The 18,712-nt window shown below is 63.0% G+C and carries 18 protein-coding genes; 15 read left to right on the top strand and 3 right to left on the bottom strand.

Going from position 1 to position 18,712, the window contains the following annotated elements:
- The first annotated feature begins 104 nt into the window (after positions 1-104).
- The 3 genes from SADO_RS07940 to rarD all read left to right on the top strand — a co-directional run bounded on the left by SADO_RS07940 (position 105) and on the right by rarD (position 4,270).
- Complete coding sequence (locus SADO_RS07940; RefSeq protein ID WP_353110641.1) at positions 105-1,580, top strand: WS/DGAT/MGAT family O-acyltransferase; 1,476 nt, start codon at positions 105-107, stop codon at positions 1,578-1,580.
- Between the two features lie 149 nt (positions 1,581-1,729).
- A complete protein-coding gene (locus SADO_RS07935; RefSeq protein ID WP_353110640.1) occupies positions 1,730-3,226 on the top strand; it encodes a flavin-containing monooxygenase in 1,497 nt (498 codons plus the stop codon).
- Between the two features lie 123 nt (positions 3,227-3,349).
- Positions 3,350-4,270, top strand: coding sequence for an EamA family transporter RarD (gene rarD / locus SADO_RS07930; protein ID WP_353110639.1), 921 nt, complete (start codon positions 3,350-3,352; stop codon positions 4,268-4,270).
- A gap of 89 nt (positions 4,271-4,359) precedes the next feature.
- Here rarD and SADO_RS07925 read toward each other — a convergent pair whose 3' ends face one another.
- Positions 4,360-4,932 carry a fasciclin domain-containing protein gene (locus SADO_RS07925; RefSeq protein ID WP_353110638.1) on the bottom strand — a complete coding sequence of 191 codons (573 nt, stop codon included), beginning with the start codon at positions 4,930-4,932 and terminating at the stop codon, positions 4,360-4,362.
- A gap of 165 nt (positions 4,933-5,097) precedes the next feature.
- Positions 5,098-5,871 (bottom strand): hypothetical protein, encoded by a 774-nt coding sequence (locus tag SADO_RS07920; RefSeq protein ID WP_353110637.1) that lies wholly within the window; start codon positions 5,869-5,871, stop codon positions 5,098-5,100.
- Between the two features lie 178 nt (positions 5,872-6,049).
- On the opposite strand from SADO_RS07920, the gene SADO_RS07915 reads away from it, so the two are divergent.
- Complete coding sequence (locus SADO_RS07915) at positions 6,050-7,771, top strand: glutamine--tRNA ligase/YqeY domain fusion protein (protein WP_353110636.1); 1,722 nt, start codon at positions 6,050-6,052, stop codon at positions 7,769-7,771.
- Between the two features lie 12 nt (positions 7,772-7,783).
- Here the strand turns inward: SADO_RS07915 and SADO_RS07910 are convergent, their stop codons facing one another.
- Entirely contained in the window at positions 7,784-9,271 is a 1,488-nt protein-coding gene (locus SADO_RS07910) for an acyl-CoA carboxylase subunit beta (RefSeq protein ID WP_353110635.1), read from the bottom strand.
- A gap of 177 nt (positions 9,272-9,448) precedes the next feature.
- Here SADO_RS07910 and rsmG point away from each other — a divergent pair, with 177 nt between their 5' ends.
- The 11 genes from rsmG to atpD all read left to right on the top strand — a co-directional run bounded on the left by rsmG (position 9,449) and on the right by atpD (position 18,663).
- Positions 9,449-10,096 (top strand): 16S rRNA (guanine(527)-N(7))-methyltransferase RsmG, encoded by a 648-nt coding sequence (rsmG, locus tag SADO_RS07905; RefSeq protein WP_353110634.1) that lies wholly within the window; start codon positions 9,449-9,451, stop codon positions 10,094-10,096.
- Between the two features lie 43 nt (positions 10,097-10,139).
- Entirely contained in the window at positions 10,140-10,988 is an 849-nt protein-coding gene (locus SADO_RS07900; RefSeq protein ID WP_353110633.1) for a ParA family protein, read from the top strand.
- A gap of 26 nt (positions 10,989-11,014) precedes the next feature.
- Complete coding sequence (locus SADO_RS07895; RefSeq protein WP_353110632.1) at positions 11,015-11,863, top strand: ParB/RepB/Spo0J family partition protein; 849 nt, start codon at positions 11,015-11,017, stop codon at positions 11,861-11,863.
- Positions 11,864-12,009: 146 nt separating this feature from the next.
- Entirely contained in the window at positions 12,010-12,384 is a 375-nt protein-coding gene (locus tag SADO_RS07890) for an ATP synthase subunit I (protein ID WP_353110631.1), read from the top strand.
- 52 nt (positions 12,385-12,436) lie between these two features.
- On the top strand, positions 12,437-13,279 hold the full coding sequence (gene atpB / locus SADO_RS07885) for a F0F1 ATP synthase subunit A (RefSeq protein WP_353110630.1): 843 nt from the start codon (positions 12,437-12,439) through the stop codon (positions 13,277-13,279).
- Positions 13,280-13,327: 48 nt separating this feature from the next.
- On the top strand, positions 13,328-13,606 hold the full coding sequence (gene atpE / locus SADO_RS07880; protein ID WP_353110629.1) for a F0F1 ATP synthase subunit C: 279 nt from the start codon (positions 13,328-13,330) through the stop codon (positions 13,604-13,606).
- A gap of 53 nt (positions 13,607-13,659) precedes the next feature.
- Positions 13,660-14,133, top strand: a complete 474-nt coding sequence (locus tag SADO_RS07875) for a F0F1 ATP synthase subunit B (protein ID WP_353110628.1) — start codon at positions 13,660-13,662, stop codon at positions 14,131-14,133.
- A 2-nt stretch (positions 14,134-14,135) separates the two neighbouring features.
- The gene (locus SADO_RS07870; RefSeq protein WP_353110627.1) at positions 14,136-14,672 is read left to right on the top strand and encodes a F0F1 ATP synthase subunit delta; all 537 of its coding nucleotides are present in this window, start codon (positions 14,136-14,138) and stop codon (positions 14,670-14,672) included.
- Positions 14,673-14,742: 70 nt separating this feature from the next.
- On the top strand, positions 14,743-16,284 hold the full coding sequence (gene atpA / locus SADO_RS07865; protein WP_353110626.1) for a F0F1 ATP synthase subunit alpha: 1,542 nt from the start codon (positions 14,743-14,745) through the stop codon (positions 16,282-16,284).
- Between the two features lie 55 nt (positions 16,285-16,339).
- Positions 16,340-17,200, top strand: a complete 861-nt coding sequence (gene atpG, locus SADO_RS07860) for a F0F1 ATP synthase subunit gamma (RefSeq protein ID WP_353110625.1) — start codon at positions 16,340-16,342, stop codon at positions 17,198-17,200.
- Between the two features lie 71 nt (positions 17,201-17,271).
- A complete protein-coding gene (atpD, locus tag SADO_RS07855; RefSeq protein ID WP_353110624.1) occupies positions 17,272-18,663 on the top strand; it encodes a F0F1 ATP synthase subunit beta in 1,392 nt (463 codons plus the stop codon).
- Positions 18,664-18,712 lie beyond the last annotated feature (49 nt).

The following is an 18,712-nucleotide window of genomic DNA, read 5'->3' as shown; positions in this document are numbered from 1 at the left end:
ACTATTTTCAAAATCAGAGCGCTGCGTAAACTGGCGATCTGCGTGTGCTGGTAAAGACCATGCCGGCTTGCCCGGCACTTGTGTGCGAATAGGAGAAGACGTCGATGGAGACCAAGCGCCTCAATCTGGTCGATACGGCCTGGCTGAACGTCGAGACAGAAAACGCGCCCATGCAGGTGGGTGGGCTGTTGACGTTCAAGATGCCCGATGACGCGCCGAAGGATCTGCCTCGCAGGATCGTCGAGCACTATCACAGCTTCACCCAGGCCTATTCGCCGTGGAACCATCGGCTGCGCGCGGGCCGGCTGCGCAATGTGGCGCCGGAATGGGAGCTGCTCGACGAGATCGACGTCGAATACCATTTTCGCCACTCGGCGCTGCCCTATCCGGGCGGCGAGCGCGAGCTCGGCGAACTGGCCTCGCGTCTGCACAGCCACCCGCTGGATTTTCGCCATCCGCCCTGGGAGGCGCATCTGATCGAGGGGCTGGAAGGCAATCGCTTCGCGATCTATATCAAGCTCCATCATTCGTTGATCGATGGCATTGCCGGTATGCGCCAGCTCGCGCGCGCACTCGCCAGCGACGCGAACGACATGGATCGCCCGCCGTTCTGGGCGGTCGAGCCGAAGAAGCGTCGCAAGCGGTCACCGAGCGAAGTTCGCCCGGGTATGTATCGCGCGGTCGCCGAGTTGATGGGCGGCGCGGCCGAACAGGTCGGTTCGCTGCCGGGTTTTGCGCGTGTTGTGCGCAGCATGCTCAAGAGCGCGCGTTCGAGTACCGGCACGGCGGGCCTGCCGTTTTCGTCGTCATCCTCGGTGCTCAACAGCCGCATCCAGTCGCAGCGGCGCTATGCCACCCAGCTCTACTCGCTGACCGAGTTCAAGGCGCTCGCAGCCAATGCGCATGTGACGATCAACGATATCGTGCTGGCGATCTGTGGCGGCGCGCTGCGCCGCTATCTGCGCGAGATTGGCGAACTGCCCAAGCGGCCGCTCACGGCCGGCATCCCGGTCTCCGTGCGCCCGGCAGACGATCAGGAGGCCGGCAACGCCATTACCTTCATCGTGGCTAATCTCGGGACCGACATCGAATCCCCCACCGAGCGTCTGCAGGCCATCGCGGATTCTACTCTGCGGGCCAAGCGCGAGCTGGCGCGGCTGTCGGCTGCGTCGATCACGCAGTACACGGTGGCGCTGATGGCGCCGTACATCCTGTCGTTGGTCACGGGCATGGGTGGGCGCACACGCCCTGTCTTCAACGTCACTGTGTCCAACGTGCCGGGCCCGCCCGGTCCGTTGTATGTGATGGGCGCGGAGATGGAGGCGTTCTATCCCACGTCGCTGGTGACCCATGGCCAGGCGCTCAATATCACCGTGCACGGCTATGCGGATACGCTCGGCTTCGGCTTCATCGGCTGTCGCGAAACCCTGCCGTCGATGCAGCGACTGGCGGTCTATGCTGGCGAAACGCTCGATGAGCTGCGTGCTGCCTATGGCGATACGCAGGGCAAGACAGACAAGCCGGAGAAGACCACGGCCACCCGACGCAAGAAGCAGCCGGCGAAACGCAGCTCCGGCTAGGCGCCCGGCGTGGTGTTCGCTTTAAGGTGGGTTGTTCTAGCCTTCGCCTCGGCAAGAGGTGCCAGCGAGACGCTCGCGTAAAGCAGATTTGGCCGCGCGGACACTTGAGTCCATAATCTTCTCATTGCTCAATGAGAAGGTTGGTCGTTATGTCGCAAGCTCCGAATGCAACTGAAGTTCTGGACGTGCTGATTGTTGGCGCGGGCATTTCCGGCATCGGCATGGCTTGTCATCTGCGCGAGGAATGTCCGGATCAGTCGTTCGCTATCCTGGAGCGGCGGACGGCGATTGGCGGGACCTGGGATCTGTTTCGTTATCCCGGTATCCGCTCGGATTCCGACATGTTCACTTTCGGCTATCGTTTTCGGCCCTGGCAGGAACCGAAAACGCTGTCGGATGGTGGATCGATCCGCGAGTATCTGGTCGATACCGCGCGCGAATACGGCATCGAGGACCAGATCCATTACGGCCAGAAGACCGAGCGCGCGTCCTGGTCCAGCGATGAGGCCTGCTGGACGCTGACCGTCCTGGACGAAGCCAGCGGCGAGAGCCGTAGCTGGCGGGCGCGCTATCTCGTGCTGTGCACGGGCTACTACCGATACGACGCCGGCCACATGCCCGATTTCCCGGGCGCGGACCGCTTCAAGGGCCAGCTCATCCATCCCCAGCAGTGGCCGGAGGATCTCGACTACCGCAACAAGAAAGTGGTGGTGATCGGCAGCGGCGCGACCGCGATCACGCTGATCCCGGCGATGGCCGAAGATACCGCGCATATCACCATGCTGCAGCGCTCGCCGTCCTATATCGCCTCGTTACCCGCGGTGGATCAAATCTCCAAGACGCTGCAGCGCTGGCTGCCCGACAGCTGGGTGTTCGGCATGGCGCGAAAGCGCAATATCCATGTCCAGCGTTTGATCTATTCGGCGTCGCGCCGTTATCCGAAGCTGGTACGCCGGCTGCTGCTGGCGAGTGTGCGCAAGCAGGTCGGCAAGGACGTGGACATGCGTCATTTCACGCCGTCCTACAACCCCTGGGACGAGCGTCTCTGCGTAGTCCCCAACGGCGATCTGTTCAAGACGCTGCGCTCGGAAAAGGCCGATATCGTCACCGACCATATCGAGACCTTTACCGAGAACGGGGTTCAGCTGCAGTCCGGCAAGACGCTCGAGGCCGATATCGTGATTTCGGCCACCGGTCTGAACATGCAGATGCTCGGCGATATCGAGATCGTGAAGGATGGCGAGGTCCAGGCGCCCAGCCAGCACATGACCTACAAGGGCGTACTGCTCGAGAGCCTGCCGAATCTCGCCGCGGTCTTCGGCTATACCAATGCCTCATGGACGCTCAAGGCCGATATCGCTGCGGCCTATGTCTGCCGCCTGCTCAAGCATATGGCTGCCAAGGGCTATCGCAGCGCTACGCCGCGCGCGGTGGATGCGCAGCCTGTCGATGCCTCGATCATGGACGCGCTGAATTCCAACTACGTGAAACGTGCCAGCCACAAGCTGCCGCGCCAGGGCGACAAGCTACCGTGGCGGGTGTTGAATCACTACAGCCGCGATCGCGAGATGCTGGTCGAGCAGCCGATCGAGGACGGCGTACTCCAGTTCGATGCGGCCGCGTCCGAGCGGCGTAACGCTGCATGAGACAGCGCTCCAGCCTTAGGGCAGGCGGCGAGTCGCGCTAGACACGCTGCATGCCTTGGCTGCGATCCGCGTTGCGCCGAGACGCTATCCTCGTCGGGCAAAAGCCTCGTCGGATGCAATCTCTTGAGCTCAATACAGCAGTCCGCTGCTCTGCCGGTATCCCGAATCGGACTCGCCGCGGCCTTTGGCGCGTTTCTGAGCTGGGGGTTTCTGCCGCTGTATTTCCATCTCATCGGCCCGCGCGTCTCGGCTTGGGAAATCCTGCTGCATCGCGTGCTCTGGACGGCCCTTCTGCTGGCCGTTCTGACGCTGGCGCTCGGGCGTATCGGCCGGATACGCGCCGTCTTCGCGAATACGCGCCTGTGTGGGGCGCTGGTCGTGACCGCGCTGCTGGTGGCGACGAACTGGGGCACGTTCATCTGGGCGGTCGTGAATAGCCACGTCGTGGATGCCAGTCTTGGCTACTACATCAACCCCTTGCTCAATATCGCCCTCGGATTTCTGTTTCTGGGCGAGCGATTAAGGCGGCTGCAGTGGGTGGCGGTCGCGATCGCCGCACTCGGTGTGCTGCTGTCGATCATCGCCTACGGTGCGGTGCCGTGGGTGGCGCTGATACTGGCGATGTCATTCGGCTTTTATGGCCTGATTCGCAAGCAGCTGGCCGTCGACAGCGTGACTGGATTGCTCGTGGAGACGCTGTTTCTGGCGCCGATAGCACTCGTATGGTTGGTTACCCTCTATGCGCAGGGCGACGCGGCGTTCGGGCTGATTGATATTCGTACCGATGCGCTCCTGATTGGCGCCGGCATATTCACCATCGTGCCCTTCACGCTGTTTGCGGCCGGGGCGCGCCGGCTGCGGTTGGGCACCCTCGGTCTCATCCAGTACCTCACGCCCACGCTGCAGTTTCTCACCGGCGTGCTTATCCTCGGCGAGCGCTTCACGCCCGCGGATATCGTCACCTTCGCCTGTATCTGGACGGGGCTAGCCATCTACACGATCGATCTGCTGCGCGCGTCGGCGCACCGGCCGGCCGCGGTTTGAGCCATTCGGAGCGCAAGGAGCGGGAACGCTGGACAAAAAAACGGCCCTCCGAGAGGGCCGTTGTCCCGCAGGCTCGAAAGCCGTGGTGACTACATGCTCGGCATGAGCACCGTGTCGATCACGTGCACGACACCGTTGGACTGCATCACGTCAGCCTGGGTCACCGTGGCGGTGTTGCCCTGGGCATCTTCGATGACGATGTCCTCGCCTTCCATCATCAGGGTGAACTGCTCGCCCTGAACGGTCGGCGCCGGATGCTCACCGCCGTCATCCTCGATCATCTTCATGGCGGCGTCAGAAGTCGCCTTGGCGGGTACCACGTGATAGGTCAGGATCGCCTTGAGCTTATCCTTGTTCTCCGGCTTCAGCAGTTCGTCGACCGTACCTTCCGGCAGCTTTTCGAAAGCCGCGTTGGTCGGCGCGAACACGGTGAACGGACCTTCGCCCGACAGCGTTTCCGCCAGGCCGGCCGCTTTCACCGCCGCTACCAGCGTGGTGAGGTTGTCGGCCTGCGAGGCGTTTTCGACGATCGTCTTGTCGGGCGACATCTCCGCGCCCCCGACCATCGGATTGTCGCCAGCCCACGCGTTGGCTGCGAACAGCGTACTGATCGCAAACGTTGCAGCAGTCGCGAAAGTCTTGATTTTATATTTGTTATTCATAATAGCCCTCAATGCGCCGAATAAAGGTGGCGCAGTGAGGAGTACGCGGTGTGTGGCCCATCGGTTGCAGCAGGCGTTTGTGAACATGCGTGTGAGAGCCGAGAGTCTGGCGCTTCTGTCGTTCAACCGTGGTCAGCTCGGGGGCTCGCGCCGCCATATAGCGCACTAGCTGAACTGCGTCGTCGGGCCGGGCTGCAACTGTTGCAACGCCCGGGCATAGCTATCGAACCCGTCGGCGAGATAATCCAGTACCGGCGCCAGATCGAGATCGCGCGCCAGCCGGTGCGAGGCGGCCTGGTGATAGGCGTTGCGCCCCATGTCGCGGTAATAATCCACGCCGAGCGCGCTGCGGCCATAGCGCAGTCGGTGTTCGATCCAGCCGCGGCCGACGCCGGCCAGGAACAGCGCATAGTTGCCCAGATGCGCATGCACGAGAAATTGCCGTTCGTGCTCGCTCTCGGCCGCCTCGGCGATCAGGTCGATCAGGTATTCAAAGCTCTCCTGTTCGCCCGGCTGCACGCGGTATAGCCGGTCGGTGCGCACGAACAGGCTCAGTAGATTGGCCAGATACCGGATCACGCGCCGTTGTAGATAGGTCTTCGGCCGCGGCAGGCGCCGGCGCAGCACGACATGAAAATACAGCTGCGGCGAGATATCCAGCCAGCCGCCGCTGTCGCCGGCGACTTTGTGATAGATCCCGTCCTGCTCGATCAGGGCTTCGATGGCCGGTGAAACGCCTTCGGTTATCAGCGCGTCGTCGGCCACGTCGTGACCGGCGGCGTCGAGAAGGAAGGCGATATCGCGCGGGCTCAGCCAGGTTGCTTCGGCATGGGCGAAGTCGGGCACGCGGGGTACGGCAGGTCGTGGCGCGCGGGCAGGGGCGGCCTGCGATCTGGGCCGCGCTGCCCCGGCATGGATGGAAACGATCTTGTCGCTCATCGAAGCCCTCCCGATTTATCTCGACTCCATTGATAACCCAGATGAGCGAATCTGCCCAGAGGGTGCAGGCGCCGGGCAGGAGAAGGCGGGGCGAATCGGGGTCGACCGAGCCGCTATACTGGCCGCCGTATCGCCCATTCATCGATCCGTTCGACCCGCAGAGCGCCCGCCAGAACCTATGACCGACAACGCATCGAACGACAGCCGTAGCGACGCAGCGGCCTCCGACGCCAAGCGTGGCAACAATTTTGTCCGCAGCATGATCGCCGAGCAGATCGAGCGCGGCGAGCACAGCGGCGAAGTGGTCACCCGTTTTCCGCCGGAGCCGAACGGCTTTCTACACATTGGCCATGCGAAATCGATCTGCCTGAATTTCGGTCTCGCCGAACATTTCGGTGGCCGTTGCCGGCTGCGCTTCGACGACACCAACCCGGAGAAGGAAGAACAGGCGTTCATCGATTCCATCCAGGAAGACGTGCGCTGGCTGGGCTTCGACTGGGACGGCGAGGTGCGCTTCACCTCGGACTATTTCGACACCCTCTACGACTACGCCCTGCACCTGATCGAGAACGGGCACGCCTATGTCGACGAGCTGACCTCGGAACAGGCGCGCGAATACCGCGGCGACTGGAACACGCCCGGTACGAACAGCCCCTACCGCGATCGCACGCCGGCCGAGAATCTTGCCGCGTTCGAGAAGATGCGCGCCGGCGAGTTCGCCGAGGGCACGGCCTCGCTGCGCGCCAAGATCGACATGGCCGCCGGCAACATGAATCTGCGCGATCCGATCATCTATCGCATCCGCCATGCCGCGCATCACCAGACCGGCGACAAATGGTGCATCTACCCGTCCTATGACTTCGCCCATGGTCAGTCGGACGCGATCGAAGGCGTCACCCATTCCATCTGCACGCTGGAATTCGCCGATCACCGCCCGCTCTACGACTGGTTCCTCGAGCATCTGCCGGTGCCGGCACGCCCGGTGCAGACCGAGTTCGGCCGCCTGAACCTGAATTACACGGTTACCAGCAAGCGCAAGCTCAAGCGCCTGATCGACGAAAACGTGGTCGACGGCTGGGATGACCCGCGCATGCCTACACTGGCCGGCATCCGCCGGCGCGGCTATACGCCGGCGTCGATTCGCAACTTCTGCGAAATGATCGGCGTGGCGCGGACCGACGGCGTGGTTGATGCGGCCATGCTCGAACACGCCATCCGCGACGATCTGAATACCAACGCGCCGCGCGCCATGTGCGTGCTCGATCCACTCAAGCTCGTGATTACCAATTATCCCGAGGACGGCGTCGAGCAGCTTGCGGCCGCTGGTCACCCGAACCGCGATGACCTGCCCGAGCGCACGTTGCCCTTCACCCGCGAAGTGCTTATCGAGAAAGAGGATTTCCGCGAAGCAGCGAACAAGAAGTACAAGCGGCTGGTGCTGGGCAAGCGCGTACGCCTGCGCAATGCCTATGTGATCGAGGCGACGGATGTGGTCAAGGATGAGGCCGGCGAGATCGTCGAGGTGCATTGCACGTATGATCCGGACACCCTCGGTGACAACCCGGCCGACGGCATCAAGCCTAAGGGCGTGATCCACTGGGTCTCCGCCAGCCACGGCCAGCAGGCCGTGGTGCGCCAGTACGATCGCCTGTTCGCCAGCGAGAATCCCGGGCGCGGCGATCGCGACATGATCGACGATCTCAACCCGGATTCGCTCACCGTGCATGAAAACTGCTGGATCGAGCCGGGCCTGGCCATGGTCGAGCCCGAATATCGCGTGCAGTTCGAACGGATCGGCTATTTCGTGGCGGACCGCCACGACCACGCGCCCGGCAAGCCCGTGTTCAACCGCATCGTGCCGCTACGCGATACCTGGGCGAAGATCGAGGCAGGCGGCTAGGCGTTCTCGCGTCTAGCGGCGCAGCGCCTCGGCCAGCCAGCGGCGGGACTCGGCGGGGTCGATCACGTCGTCGATCTCGAAGAAAGTGGCGACGTTTTCGGCCTTGCCCTGTTCGTACATCGTGTCCACGAGTTGTTGGAAGCGCGCCGCGCGTTCGTCTGCGTCGTCGATGGCTTCCAGCTCGCGCCGGAAACCGAGCGTCACCGCGCCTTCCACGCCCATCGGGCCGAATTCGCCGTTTGGCCAGGCGATAGTGAACTGCGGGCGTTTGAGATGCCCGCCCAGCATCGCCTGGGCGCCCAGGCCGTAGGCCTTGCGCAGCACGATGCCGTACCAGGGCACGCTGACCTTGGCGCCCGCGATGAACATTTCGGACGCGTGGCGCACGGTGCCGGTCTTTTCGGCTTCGGGGCCGACCATGATGCCGGGCGTATCGCAGAGCGTGAGCAGCGGGATGCCGTGGGTATCGCACAGGCGCATGAAATCCGCGGCCTTGCGGGCGGCCGGGCTGTCGATGGCGCCGGCCAGGCTGCGCGGGTTGTTGGCGAGCACGCCAAGGGCCTTGCCTTCGATACGGATGAACGCGGTGACGAGATTGGGCGCGTGGGTGGCGCCGAGTTCGGTCATTGAGTCGGTATCCGCCAGTGCCGCGATGATCTTGCGCACGTCGTAGGTCATGCGCCGGTTGTCTGGCATGGCCGCGCCTATCGCCGACGTGTCGCCCGCCGTGTAGTTGGTGACGTCGCCCTGGAAATAGGCGAGGCAGCGCTTTGCGGTGGCCACGGCTGCGGCCTCGTCATCGACCACGATATCGACGACGCCGATGGCCGCCTGCTCGTCGGCCGGGCCGATCTCCTCGGGCGCGAACTCACCCAGGCCGCCGCCGGCGATCATGGCCGGACCCGCCATACCGAGATTGGCGTCGCGGGTGGCGATGGTGATATCGCAGCAGCCAAAGAACGCCGCATTGCCGGCAAAGCAGCGGCCGGCGTTGATGCCGATCAGCGGCACTTCGCCACTCAGGCGCGCGAACGAGTAGAAGCTGGTGACTTCCAGGCCCGAGCTGGCAATAAGCGCGGTATCCACATCGCCCGGCCGGCCGCCGCCGCCTTCGGTGAAGAAGATCACCGGCAGGCGATCGCGCAGCGCGACATCCACCATACGGTCGGTCTTGCGGTGGTTCTGAAAACCCTGGGTGCCGGCCAGCACGGTGTAGTCGTAGCTCATCACCACGCAGCGCGTATCGCGGGCCGCGAAGGCATCGCCGTTGACGCGGCCGACGCCGCTGATCAGCCCGTCGGCCGGGGTATCGCGCTTGAGATCGTCGATCGCGCGGCGGCTGCGCTGGGCGGCGATCGCCAGCGCGCCGTATTCCAGAAAGCTGTCGGTATCCACCAGATCGGCGATGTTTTCGCGCGCGGTGCGCTTGCCGAGCTTGTGGCGCTTGGCGACGGCTTCGGGGCGCGCGCTGTCGCGGCCGGCTTCGTGGGGATCGGTCATGCGTTACTTTCCAGTGCGCGCAGCGCGGTCTCGGGGATCAAGGCGAGCGGGCAGATTAAAACAGAGCACGGCATCGGCGCATCGTCGTCGCGGGCGAGGCGTATGCAGCCTGCGCGGAGGACAAAAAAATCGCTATCCTGAGCGGCTGTATCGCGCGCTACGGAAAACGGGAGACGCATGGCAATGACGGACTGGGGGGCCTGCGAACAGCAGCTCGCGGCCGGAATAGAGGCGCTGGGGATCGAGGTGTCGGCCCAGGCCCGGGAACAGCTGATCGCCTACCTGCGCGAGCTGTCGACCTGGAATGCCACCTACAACCTCACCGCGGTGCGCGATCCGCTGGCCATGGTGACGCGACATCTGCTCGACAGCCTCGCGGTGCTGGATTTCGTCACCGGTAGTGCGGTGGCCGATATCGGCAGCGGGCCCGGCTTGCCCGGGCTGGTGATCGCAATCGTGCGCCCGCGCATGGCCGTGACGGTGGTTGAGGCGAACAGCAAGAAAGCGGCCTTCCTGCGCCATGCGCGACGGCGGCTCGAACTCAAGAACGTCACCGTCGCGCAGGAACGGGTCGAATCCTGGCAGCCGGACGAGAAGTTCGACTGCGTGATCTGTCGTGCCTTTGCCGCCGCGGACGAGTGCGCGCGTCTGGCTGGCCATCTGGTCGCACCCGGTGGGCGTTTTCTGCTGATGAAGGGGCGCGATCCGGCGGCCGAGCTGGCGGACCTGCCGCTCGACTTCCGGCATGTCGACACCGTTTCGCTGGCGGTGCCGGGCCTGGATGCCGCGCGTCATCTGGCGATCCTGGAGCCGGGGCTGATCTAGTCCGGGTCACAGGGACCTGCCGAGTCCATTAGACTGAGCGCCCATGAGCAATATCATCGCCATCGCCAACCAGAAAGGCGGCGTGGGCAAGACCACCACGAGCATCAATCTTGCGGCTGCGCTGGCCGAGGCCGAGCAGCGCGTGCTGCTTGTGGATATGGACGCCCAGGGCAACGCCACGATGGGCGTGGGTGTGGACAAGAATGCCCTCGACGCCACGGTCTGCGACTTCCTGCTCGGCGACAAGGGCGTGTCGGAAGCGCTGCAGGTGGTGCTCGATGGCGAGTTCTATCTGCTTGGCGCCAATGGCGACATGACCGCCGCCGAAGTCGGCCTGCGTGATCGCAAGAATGGCCGGCTCGCGCTCAAGAAAGCGCTCGCAGAGATTTCGGAAAGCTTCGACTATGTCGTCATCGACTGCCCACCCGCGCTGTCGATGCTTACGGTGAACGCGCTGGCCGCCGCGCGCGGCGTGATCATCCCCATGCAGTGCGAGTATTACGCGCTGGAAGGATTGTCGGACCTGCTCGAGACGATCGAGAGCGTGCGCAAGATGATGAATCCGGATCTGATCATCGAAGGCGTGCTGCGCACCATGTACGACGCGCGCAACCGCTTGACCGGGGATGTGTCTGCCCAGCTCACCGATTATTTCGGCAGCGCGGTCTACAACACCGTCATTCCGCGCAACGTGCGTCTGGCCGAGGCGCCGAGTCACGGCGTGCCGATCATGCAGTACGATAATGCCGCCTCGGGTGCTGCAGCCTATCGTGCGCTGGCTGCGGAGATCCTGGGGCGCGACGACAGCGAGATCATCGGCGCGCCCCACAAGGGCGCACGCCGCGCGGTGTCGTCCCTGTTCGGCCGGCGCAAGCGCCAGTCCGGCAGCTGACGCGCGTTCAAAGGAAGAATCCGGCTATGGCACAGAAGAAACGAGGATTGGGGCGGGGTCTGGAATCGCTGCTGAGCAACGATTTCGACGAGGCACCGGAAACCGGCAGCGAACTCGTCGAGTTGGAACTCGATGCGCTGCGCCCCGGTCGCTATCAGCCGCGTCGGGATATGGACGCGGAAGCGCTCGAGGCGCTGGCGCAGTCGATCCGTACCCAGGGCATCGTTCAGCCACTCGTGGTTCGCGAAACCGATGGCGGCTACGAGATCGTCGCCGGCGAGCGCCGTTGGCGTGCCGCACGCCTGGCGGGCCTGGAAAAAGTGCCGGCTGTGGTGCGGCCGATGGCCGACGATGCTGCCATGGCGGTGGCGCTCATCGAGAATATCCAGCGCGAGGATCTCAACCCGCTGGAAGAGGCGGCCGCCTTGCGTCGTCTGATCGAGGAGTGCGGCATGACCCATGCGGCGTGTGCGCAGGCCGTGGGCCGCTCGCGCGCCAGCGTGTCGAACCTGTTGCGCCTGTCCGAGCTGGTCTCCGAAGCCCAGGCGCTGCTGCGCGCGGGCGATATCCAGATGGGCCATGCGCGGGCGCTGCTCGGCGCGCCGGCCGCCCTGCAAGCCGATCTCGCCGCGCGGGTCGCCGCGCGTCAGCTGACCGTACGCCAGACCGAGGCGCTGGTTGCGTCCGCCATGGCCGAGAACGGAAGCGAAGGCGCCGCGCGCCAGAGCAATCGTCTGGTGCGTTTCGAGCGTGAACTGGGCGATACCCTCGGTGCGAAAGTTACCGTGCGGTCGCAGCGGGGCGGGCGTGCAAGGGTGGTCATCGACTACCCGAACGCAGCCGAGCTCGACGCACTGCTGGATCGTCTGAAGTAAGGCCAGACGCGTTTTTATTGTAGATAACACCCTTCTTTTTCACGATTGACCTTCGATTTGGCTTTGTCTATAGTCCGCCGAGCGCCGGGTTTGTCGCGAGGGAATTGCGTGTCAGGTCGGGGCCAAGGTGGGGGATTCGTGTAGTGATGACCCGACCACGTTTGCGCAACATGCGCCTTGCTTGGGCGGTGTTTGCAGCACAGATCATTACCGGTTTGCTCATGGCCGTCGTATTCGGCGTCAAGGGTGGGTCGGAGCCAGCGATGGCCGCGTTGTTTGGCGCTGTCGTCGCTGCGGTGCCCGGGCTCTGGATGGCGTTGTGGATGTTGCCGCGCCGCCGTCAGACCGACGCATCGAAGATGGCTCGCTCCTTTTATTGGGGTGAGCTGGGAAAACTAGGATTGACTGCAGGGCTGTTTCTCACGGCAGCCCTTTTGTTTGGCCAGCAGTTTTTCGCACTGCTGGCGACGTACGTGGCTTGCCTGGCTTGTTACTGGCTTGCCCTCATCTTGACGCGCTAGCTGGCAGGAATGGCAGCGGGTTCGACATAGGCTTGCATCGAGGACAAATCGTATGGCCAGTGCCGAAGAAGGTGGCAGCGCCGCTACCCAGTACATCCAGCACCATTTGTCGAACCTTCAGTTCGACCTGACCAGCATGTCCTTTGACGGACATGCCAGCGGTTTCTGGGTGCTGAACGTCGACAGCCTGTTCTTTGCCATCGTGCTGGGCGTTTTCTTTCTGTTCTTCTTCCGCATGGCTGCCAAGAAGGCCACGGCGAGTGAGCCGGGCGGTCTGCAGAACTTTGTCGAGATGATCGTCGACTTCACCGATACCCAGGTGCGCGACATCTATCACGGCGATTCCAAGCTGATCGCACCGCTCGCCCTCACGATCTTCGTGTGGGTGTTCCTGATGAACTTCATGGACCTGATTCCGGTGGACGCGCTGCCCGCGGCCGCACAGGCGAGTGGCATCGATTACCTGAAGGTCGTGCCTTCGACCGATCTGAACATCACCTTCGGTCTGTCGCTGTCGGTGTTTGCGCTGATGATGTTCTACAGCGTCAAGATCAAGGGCGGCCTGGGCTTCCTCAAGGAAACGCTCACCCACCCCTTCGGTCCATGGCTGGCGCCGTTCAACTTCGCGCTGTTCGTGGTCGAGACCGTGGCCAAGCCCGTCTCGCTGTCGCTGCGACTGTTCGGCAACCTCTATGCGGGTGAGCTGATCTTCATTCTGATCGCCGTGTTCACCCTCGGCGCGGGCGCCAGTCTGCTGGCCGTGCCCATGTTTATTCTGCAGGTGCTGCTCGGCGTTGGCTGGGCGATCTTCCATATTCTGGTGATCACGCTGCAGGCTTATATCTTCGGCATGCTGACGATCGTCTATCTCAGCATGGCGCAAGAGCACCACTGATCGACCCAACCCACTGACCTAACTGACTCGTAAACTGGAGAGTAGAAAATGGAACAAGCAATTGCTGACGTCCAGGGCATGACCGCCATTGCTGTCGCGATACTGATCGGCTTCGGCGCCATCGGTACCGCGCTGGGCTTCGGCCTGCTGGGTGGCAAATTCCTGGAAGGCCTCGCTCGTCAGCCGGAAATGGCTCCGATGCTGACCGGCCGCATGTTTCTGATCGCCGGCCTGCTGGACGCCGTGTCCATGATCGGCGTGGGTATCGCCCTGTTCCTGACGTTCGCCAACCCGTTCGTGGCGGCCGTGCAGTCTGCGGGCGGCTAACACCCGGTTTCGCCTAGTCGCTTAAGTCGAGTTACGAAAGCCAGGGGTAACCCATGAGCATCAATGCCACACTGCTGGCCCAGATGATCGTCTTCGCGGTCTTCGTCTGGTTCACCATGAAGTTCGTATGGCCGCCGATCATGCAGGCCATGCGTGATCGCCAGAAGCGGATCAGCGAAGGTCTTGCGGCCGCCGAACGCGGCGCCCGCGAGCTCAACGAAGCCACCGCCAAGGCCGAGGAAATGGTCGGTAAGGCGCGCGAGCAGGCTCAGGAAATCCTGACCAACGCCCAGCGCCAGGCCGACGATACCCTCGAGCGGGCCCGCGACGACGCGCGTTCGGAAGGCGAGCGCATCGTCAATGCCGCACGCGAGGAGATCGAGCAAACCGTCGCGTCTGCCAAGGAAGATCTGCGTCGCGAGGTCGGTTCGCTGGCCGTCGTTGGTGCCGAGCGTATTCTCAAGCGTGAGATCGACGCCAAGGCCCATAACGACATCATCGACGACCTCGTCGCGGAGATTCGTTAGTCATGGCCGAGACCCAGACGCTGGCGCGGCCCTATGCGGACGCCGTGTTCGAGCTTGCCGAAGCCCAGGGGCAGCTCGACGACTGGTCGGTAGCGCTTGAAGCGCTGTCGGCCATCGTGTCCAACGAGGACGTCGTCGCGCTCATGGATAACCCCGAGATCGCCGACGACCGATTGGCGGAAGTCGTGATCGAAGTGGGCGGCAGCGATCTGCACGAGGGCAGCAAGAACCTCGTGCGGCTGCTGGTAGAGAACGACCGGTTGGTGCTGGCGCCGTCCATTGCAACGCTCTATGAGCAGCGCAAGGCCGAAGCCGAGCACCGCGTCGACGTCAACGTCACTTCGGCCGTCGAGTTTTCCGAAGAGCAGCAGTCGGCACTGGCCACGTCTCTGGAGAAACGGCTCGATCGCAGCGTACGGCTGACCTTCGAGCAGGACGAAAACGTGATCGGCGGCGCCGTGATCCGGGCCGGCGATATGGTCATCGACGGTTCGCTGCGCGCCCAGCTTGAGCGCATGCGGCAGTCACTGGCGCACTAGCGCGGACCAATAGGCGATCATCCGCTGGCGGCAGTCGCCGCAGCGACATGGATATAGAGGAATAAGGTCAATGCAACTCAATCCGTCGGAAATCTCAGACCTGATCAAGAAACGGATCGAAAATTTCGATTCCGTTACCGAGTCGCGCAACGTCGGCACGCTGGTGAGCCTCGCCGACGGCATTGCGAAAATCCACGGCCTGGCCGACGCGATGCAGGGCGAAATGCTCGAATTCCCGGGCGGCACCTTCGGGATCGCGCTCAACCTCGAGCGGGATTCGGTCGGCGCCGTGCTCATGGGTGACTACACGCATATTTCCGAAGGCGCCGAGGTCAAGACGACCGGCCGCATTCTGGAAGTGCCGGTGGGTGATGAACTGCTGGGTCGCGTGGTCGATCCGCTGGGTCAGCCAATCGACGGCAAGGGCGAGCTGGGCACCACCCAGACGTCGCCGATCGAAAAGGTCGCCCCGGGCGTGATCGAACGCCAGTCGGTCGACGAGCCGGTCCAGACCGGTCTGAAGTCGATTGACGCCATGATCCCGATCGGTCGTGGCCAGCGTGAGCTGATCATTGGCGATCGCCAGATCGGCAAAACCGCGATCGCGATCGACGCGATCATCAATCAGAAGGGCACGGGCATCAAATGCATCTACGTGGCCATCGGGCAGAAGAACAGCTCGATTGCCGCCGTGGTGCGCAAGCTCGAAGAAGAAGGCGCGATGGAGCACACCATCGTGGTCGCTGCCGGTGCCGCGATTTCCCCGGCGCTGCAGTACATTGCACCGTACGCCGGCTGCTCCATGGGTGAGTTCTTCCGCGATAAGGGCGAAGACGCTCTGATCGTGTACGACGATCTGTCCAAGCAGGCTGTGGCGTATCGTCAGATCTCGCTGCTGCTGCGTCGTCCGCCGGGCCGCGAAGCCTACCCGGGTGACGTGTTCTATCTCCATTCACGTCTGCTGGAGCGCGCTTCGCGCATCAACGCCGAGTACGTGGAAGAGCTGACGGAAGGCAAGGTCAAGGGCCAGACCGGCTCGCTGACGGCGCTGCCGATCATCGAGACCCAGGCCGGCGACGTGTCTGCCTTCGTGCCGACCAATGTGATCTCGATCACCGACGGTCAGATCTATCTGGAAACCGACATGTTCAACGCCGGCACCCGTCCGGCTGTGAACGCCGGTCTGTCCGTGTCGCGTGTGGGTGGTTCGGCCCAGACCAAGATCATCAAGAAGCTCGGCGGCGGCATTCGTCTGGCCCTGGCCCAGTATCGTGAGCTGGCCGCGTTCGCGCAGTTCGCTTCCGATCTGGACGAAGCCACCCGCAAGCAGCTGGAGCACGGCGAGCGGGTCACCAAGCTAATGATCCAGAAGCAGTACGCGCCGCTGTCGGTCGCGCTGATGGCCTCTTCCCTGTTCGCAGCGGAAAAGGGTTATCTGGATGATGTGGATGCCGACAAGGTCGTCGATTTCGAATCGTCGCTGCACCAGTACATGGAAAGCGAGCAGAAAGGTCTGGTCGACAAGATCAACGAGACGGGCGACTTCTCCGACGAGATCCAGTCCGAACTGCACGCGGCGATGAAGGAATTCAAGGAAACGCATACTTGGTGAGGCCGGTAGGCCTCGCTCGTAGCGGTTTCCTGAATCTATCTAACGGAGTCCTGTAATGGCCGGCGGAAAGGAAGTCAAAGGCAAGATCAAGAGCGTAGAGAATACGCAGAAGATCACCAAGGCCATGGAAATGGTCGCTGCCTCCAAGATGCGCAAGGCCCAGGAGCGCGTCGAGGCGGCGCGTCCCTATGCTCAGAAGATCCGGCGCACGATCGGGCATCTCGCGCAGGCGAACCCGGACTTCCAGCATCCGTTCATGGTCGAGCGGGATGTGAAGCGGGTCGGGATGATCATCATCTCGACAGATCGTGGTCTGTGCGGCGGTTTGAACATCAACCTGTTCCGCAAGATCCTTGGCGAGCTTCGCCACTGGGACAAGCAGAACGTGCCGGTCGAGATCGTCGTGGTCGGCCGCAAGGCGGCTAGCTTCTTCCGTCGGATCAAGGACATCAAGGCCGAGGTAACGGATCTCGGTGATCGTCCGCATCTGGACGACCTGATCGGAACCATCAAGGTGATGCTGGATGGCTATCGGGACGGCGAGATCGATCGTCTGTTCCTGATGGGCAACGAATTCGTCAACACGATGACCCAGCAGCCCGAAGTTCAGCAGCTGCTGCCGGTGCCGGAAGACGAAGACGAGGAGTTGCCCGATCACTGGGACTACATCTACGAGCCGGAGCCGAGCGAGCTGCTCGAGGACATCCTCGTGCGCTATGTAGAAGCCCAGGTTTACCAGGGTGTGGTCGAGAACGTCGCCTGCGAAATGGCGGCCCGGATGGTGGCGATGAAGTCTGCATCGGATAATGCCGGTGAGATCATCGAAGACCTCCAGCTCGAGTACAACAAGCAGCGTCAGGCAGCCATTACGCAAGAGCTGTCGGAAATCGTGGCCGGTGCGGCCGCGGTGTCGTAACAGTTCTTAAGCAAGCGAAACCCTAGACACAGATTGGCAGCGTATCCCGCTGTCCAGGTGAGGAATCGGATATGAGTAGCGGTACAGTCGTACAGATCATCGGACCCGTTGTGGACGTGGAATTCGATCGCGAATCGTTGCCCAGCATTCACGACGCACTGATCCTGAAGGAAAAGGATCTGGTGCTCGAGGTCGAGCAGCAGATCGGTGACGGCGTGGTCCGTTGCATCGCCATGGGCGTGACCGAGGGTCTGACCCGCGGCGCCAAGGTGGAGAACACCGGCAGCCCGATTTCGGTGCCGGTTGGCCAGAAGACCCTGGGTCGCATCATGAACGTGCTCGGTCATCCGATCGACAAGCAGGGCGATATCGGCGCCGAGGAAAATGCGCCGATTCACCGCGCCGCGCCGTCCTTCGAGGACCAGGCCGGCAGCCAGGAGCTGCTGGAAACCGGCATCAAGGTCATCGACCTGCTCTGCCCGTTCGCCAAGGGCGGCAAGGTCGGCCTGTTCGGCGGCGCCGGCGTGGGCAAGACCGTCAACATGATGGAGCTCATCCGTAACATTGCGGCCGAGCATTCCGGTTATTCCGTGTTCGCCGGTGTCGGTGAGCGTACCCGTGAAGGTAACGACTTCTACTACGAGATGAAGGAGTCCAACGTCATCGATAAGGTGGCGCTGGTGTACGGCCAGATGAACGAGCCGCCGGGCAACCGTCTGCGTGTCGCGCTGACCGGTCTGACCATGGCCGAGTTCTTTCGTGACGAAGGCCGTGACGTGCTGCTGTTCATCGACAACATCTACCGCTACACGCTGGCCGGTACCGAAGTGTCCGCGCTGCTGGGCCGTATGCCGTCCGCGGTGGGCTATCAGCCGACGCTGGCCGAGGAAATGGGTCTCCTGCAGGAGCGCATTACCTCCACGAAAACGGGTTCGATCACCTCCGTGCAGGCCGTGTACGTGCCGGCGGACGATCTGACCGATCCGTCGCCGGCCACGACCTTTGCGCATCTGGACGCCACGGTCGTGTTGGCGCGTGGCATTGCCGAGCGCGGTATTTACCCGGCCGTGGATCCGCTGGACTCCACATCGCGTCAGCTGGATCCGAACGTGATCGGCAATGATCACTACCAGACCGCGCGTGACGTGCAGCAGACGCTGCAGCGCTATCGTGAGCTGAAGGACATCATTGCGATTCTGGGCATGGACGAGCTGTCCGAAGAGGACAAGCTGGCCGTGTCGCGGGCTCGTAAGATCGAGCGCTTCCTGTCGCAGCCGTTCTTCGTGGCCGAGGTGTTCACCGGTTCGCCCGGCAAGTATGTGCCGCTGACCGAGACCATCCGTGGTTTCCGCGGTATCGTCGACGGCGACTACGATCACCTGCCCGAGCAGGCCTTCTACATGGTCGGTACCATCGACGAGGCCGTGAAGAAGGGCGAAGACATGGGCAAGAAGGCGGCCTGAGCACCGCCCGAATGAAACGAACGGCCGGCGTCGCTATGGCGCCGGTCTT

Origin of the sequence: Salinisphaera dokdonensis CL-ES53, assembly GCF_040361215.1 — a bacterium.
GTDB lineage: Bacteria > Pseudomonadota > Gammaproteobacteria > Nevskiales > Salinisphaeraceae > Salinisphaera > Salinisphaera dokdonensis.
This window is presented reverse-complemented; position numbering and strand designations above follow the sequence as displayed.

Coding starts and splice junctions, on each gene's coding strand:
- atpA (WP_353110626.1), top strand. CDS start 14,743: ATGCAACTCAATCCGTCGGAAATCTCAGACCTGATCAAGAAACGGATC.
- atpG (WP_353110625.1), top strand. CDS start 16,340: ATGGCCGGCGGAAAGGAAGTCAAAGGCAAGATCAAGAGCGTAGAGAAT.
- SADO_RS07895 (WP_353110632.1), top strand. CDS start 11,015: ATGGCACAGAAGAAACGAGGATTGGGGCGGGGTCTGGAATCGCTGCTG.
- rsmG (WP_353110634.1), top strand. CDS start 9,449: ATGGCAATGACGGACTGGGGGGCCTGCGAACAGCAGCTCGCGGCCGGA.
- SADO_RS07910 (WP_353110635.1), bottom strand. CDS start 9,271: ATGACCGATCCCCACGAAGCCGGCCGCGACAGCGCGCGCCCCGAAGCC.
- SADO_RS07915 (WP_353110636.1), top strand. CDS start 6,050: ATGACCGACAACGCATCGAACGACAGCCGTAGCGACGCAGCGGCCTCC.
- SADO_RS07935 (WP_353110640.1), top strand. CDS start 1,730: ATGTCGCAAGCTCCGAATGCAACTGAAGTTCTGGACGTGCTGATTGTT.
- SADO_RS07890 (WP_353110631.1), top strand. CDS start 12,010: ATGACCCGACCACGTTTGCGCAACATGCGCCTTGCTTGGGCGGTGTTT.
- SADO_RS07920 (WP_353110637.1), bottom strand. CDS start 5,871: ATGAGCGACAAGATCGTTTCCATCCATGCCGGGGCAGCGCGGCCCAGA.
- SADO_RS07925 (WP_353110638.1), bottom strand. CDS start 4,932: ATGAATAACAAATATAAAATCAAGACTTTCGCGACTGCTGCAACGTTT.
- SADO_RS07940 (WP_353110641.1), top strand. CDS start 105: ATGGAGACCAAGCGCCTCAATCTGGTCGATACGGCCTGGCTGAACGTC.
- SADO_RS07870 (WP_353110627.1), top strand. CDS start 14,136: ATGGCCGAGACCCAGACGCTGGCGCGGCCCTATGCGGACGCCGTGTTC.
- SADO_RS07875 (WP_353110628.1), top strand. CDS start 13,660: ATGAGCATCAATGCCACACTGCTGGCCCAGATGATCGTCTTCGCGGTC.
- SADO_RS07900 (WP_353110633.1), top strand. CDS start 10,140: ATGAGCAATATCATCGCCATCGCCAACCAGAAAGGCGGCGTGGGCAAG.
- atpB (WP_353110630.1), top strand. CDS start 12,437: ATGGCCAGTGCCGAAGAAGGTGGCAGCGCCGCTACCCAGTACATCCAG.
- atpD (WP_353110624.1), top strand. CDS start 17,272: ATGAGTAGCGGTACAGTCGTACAGATCATCGGACCCGTTGTGGACGTG.
- atpE (WP_353110629.1), top strand. CDS start 13,328: ATGGAACAAGCAATTGCTGACGTCCAGGGCATGACCGCCATTGCTGTC.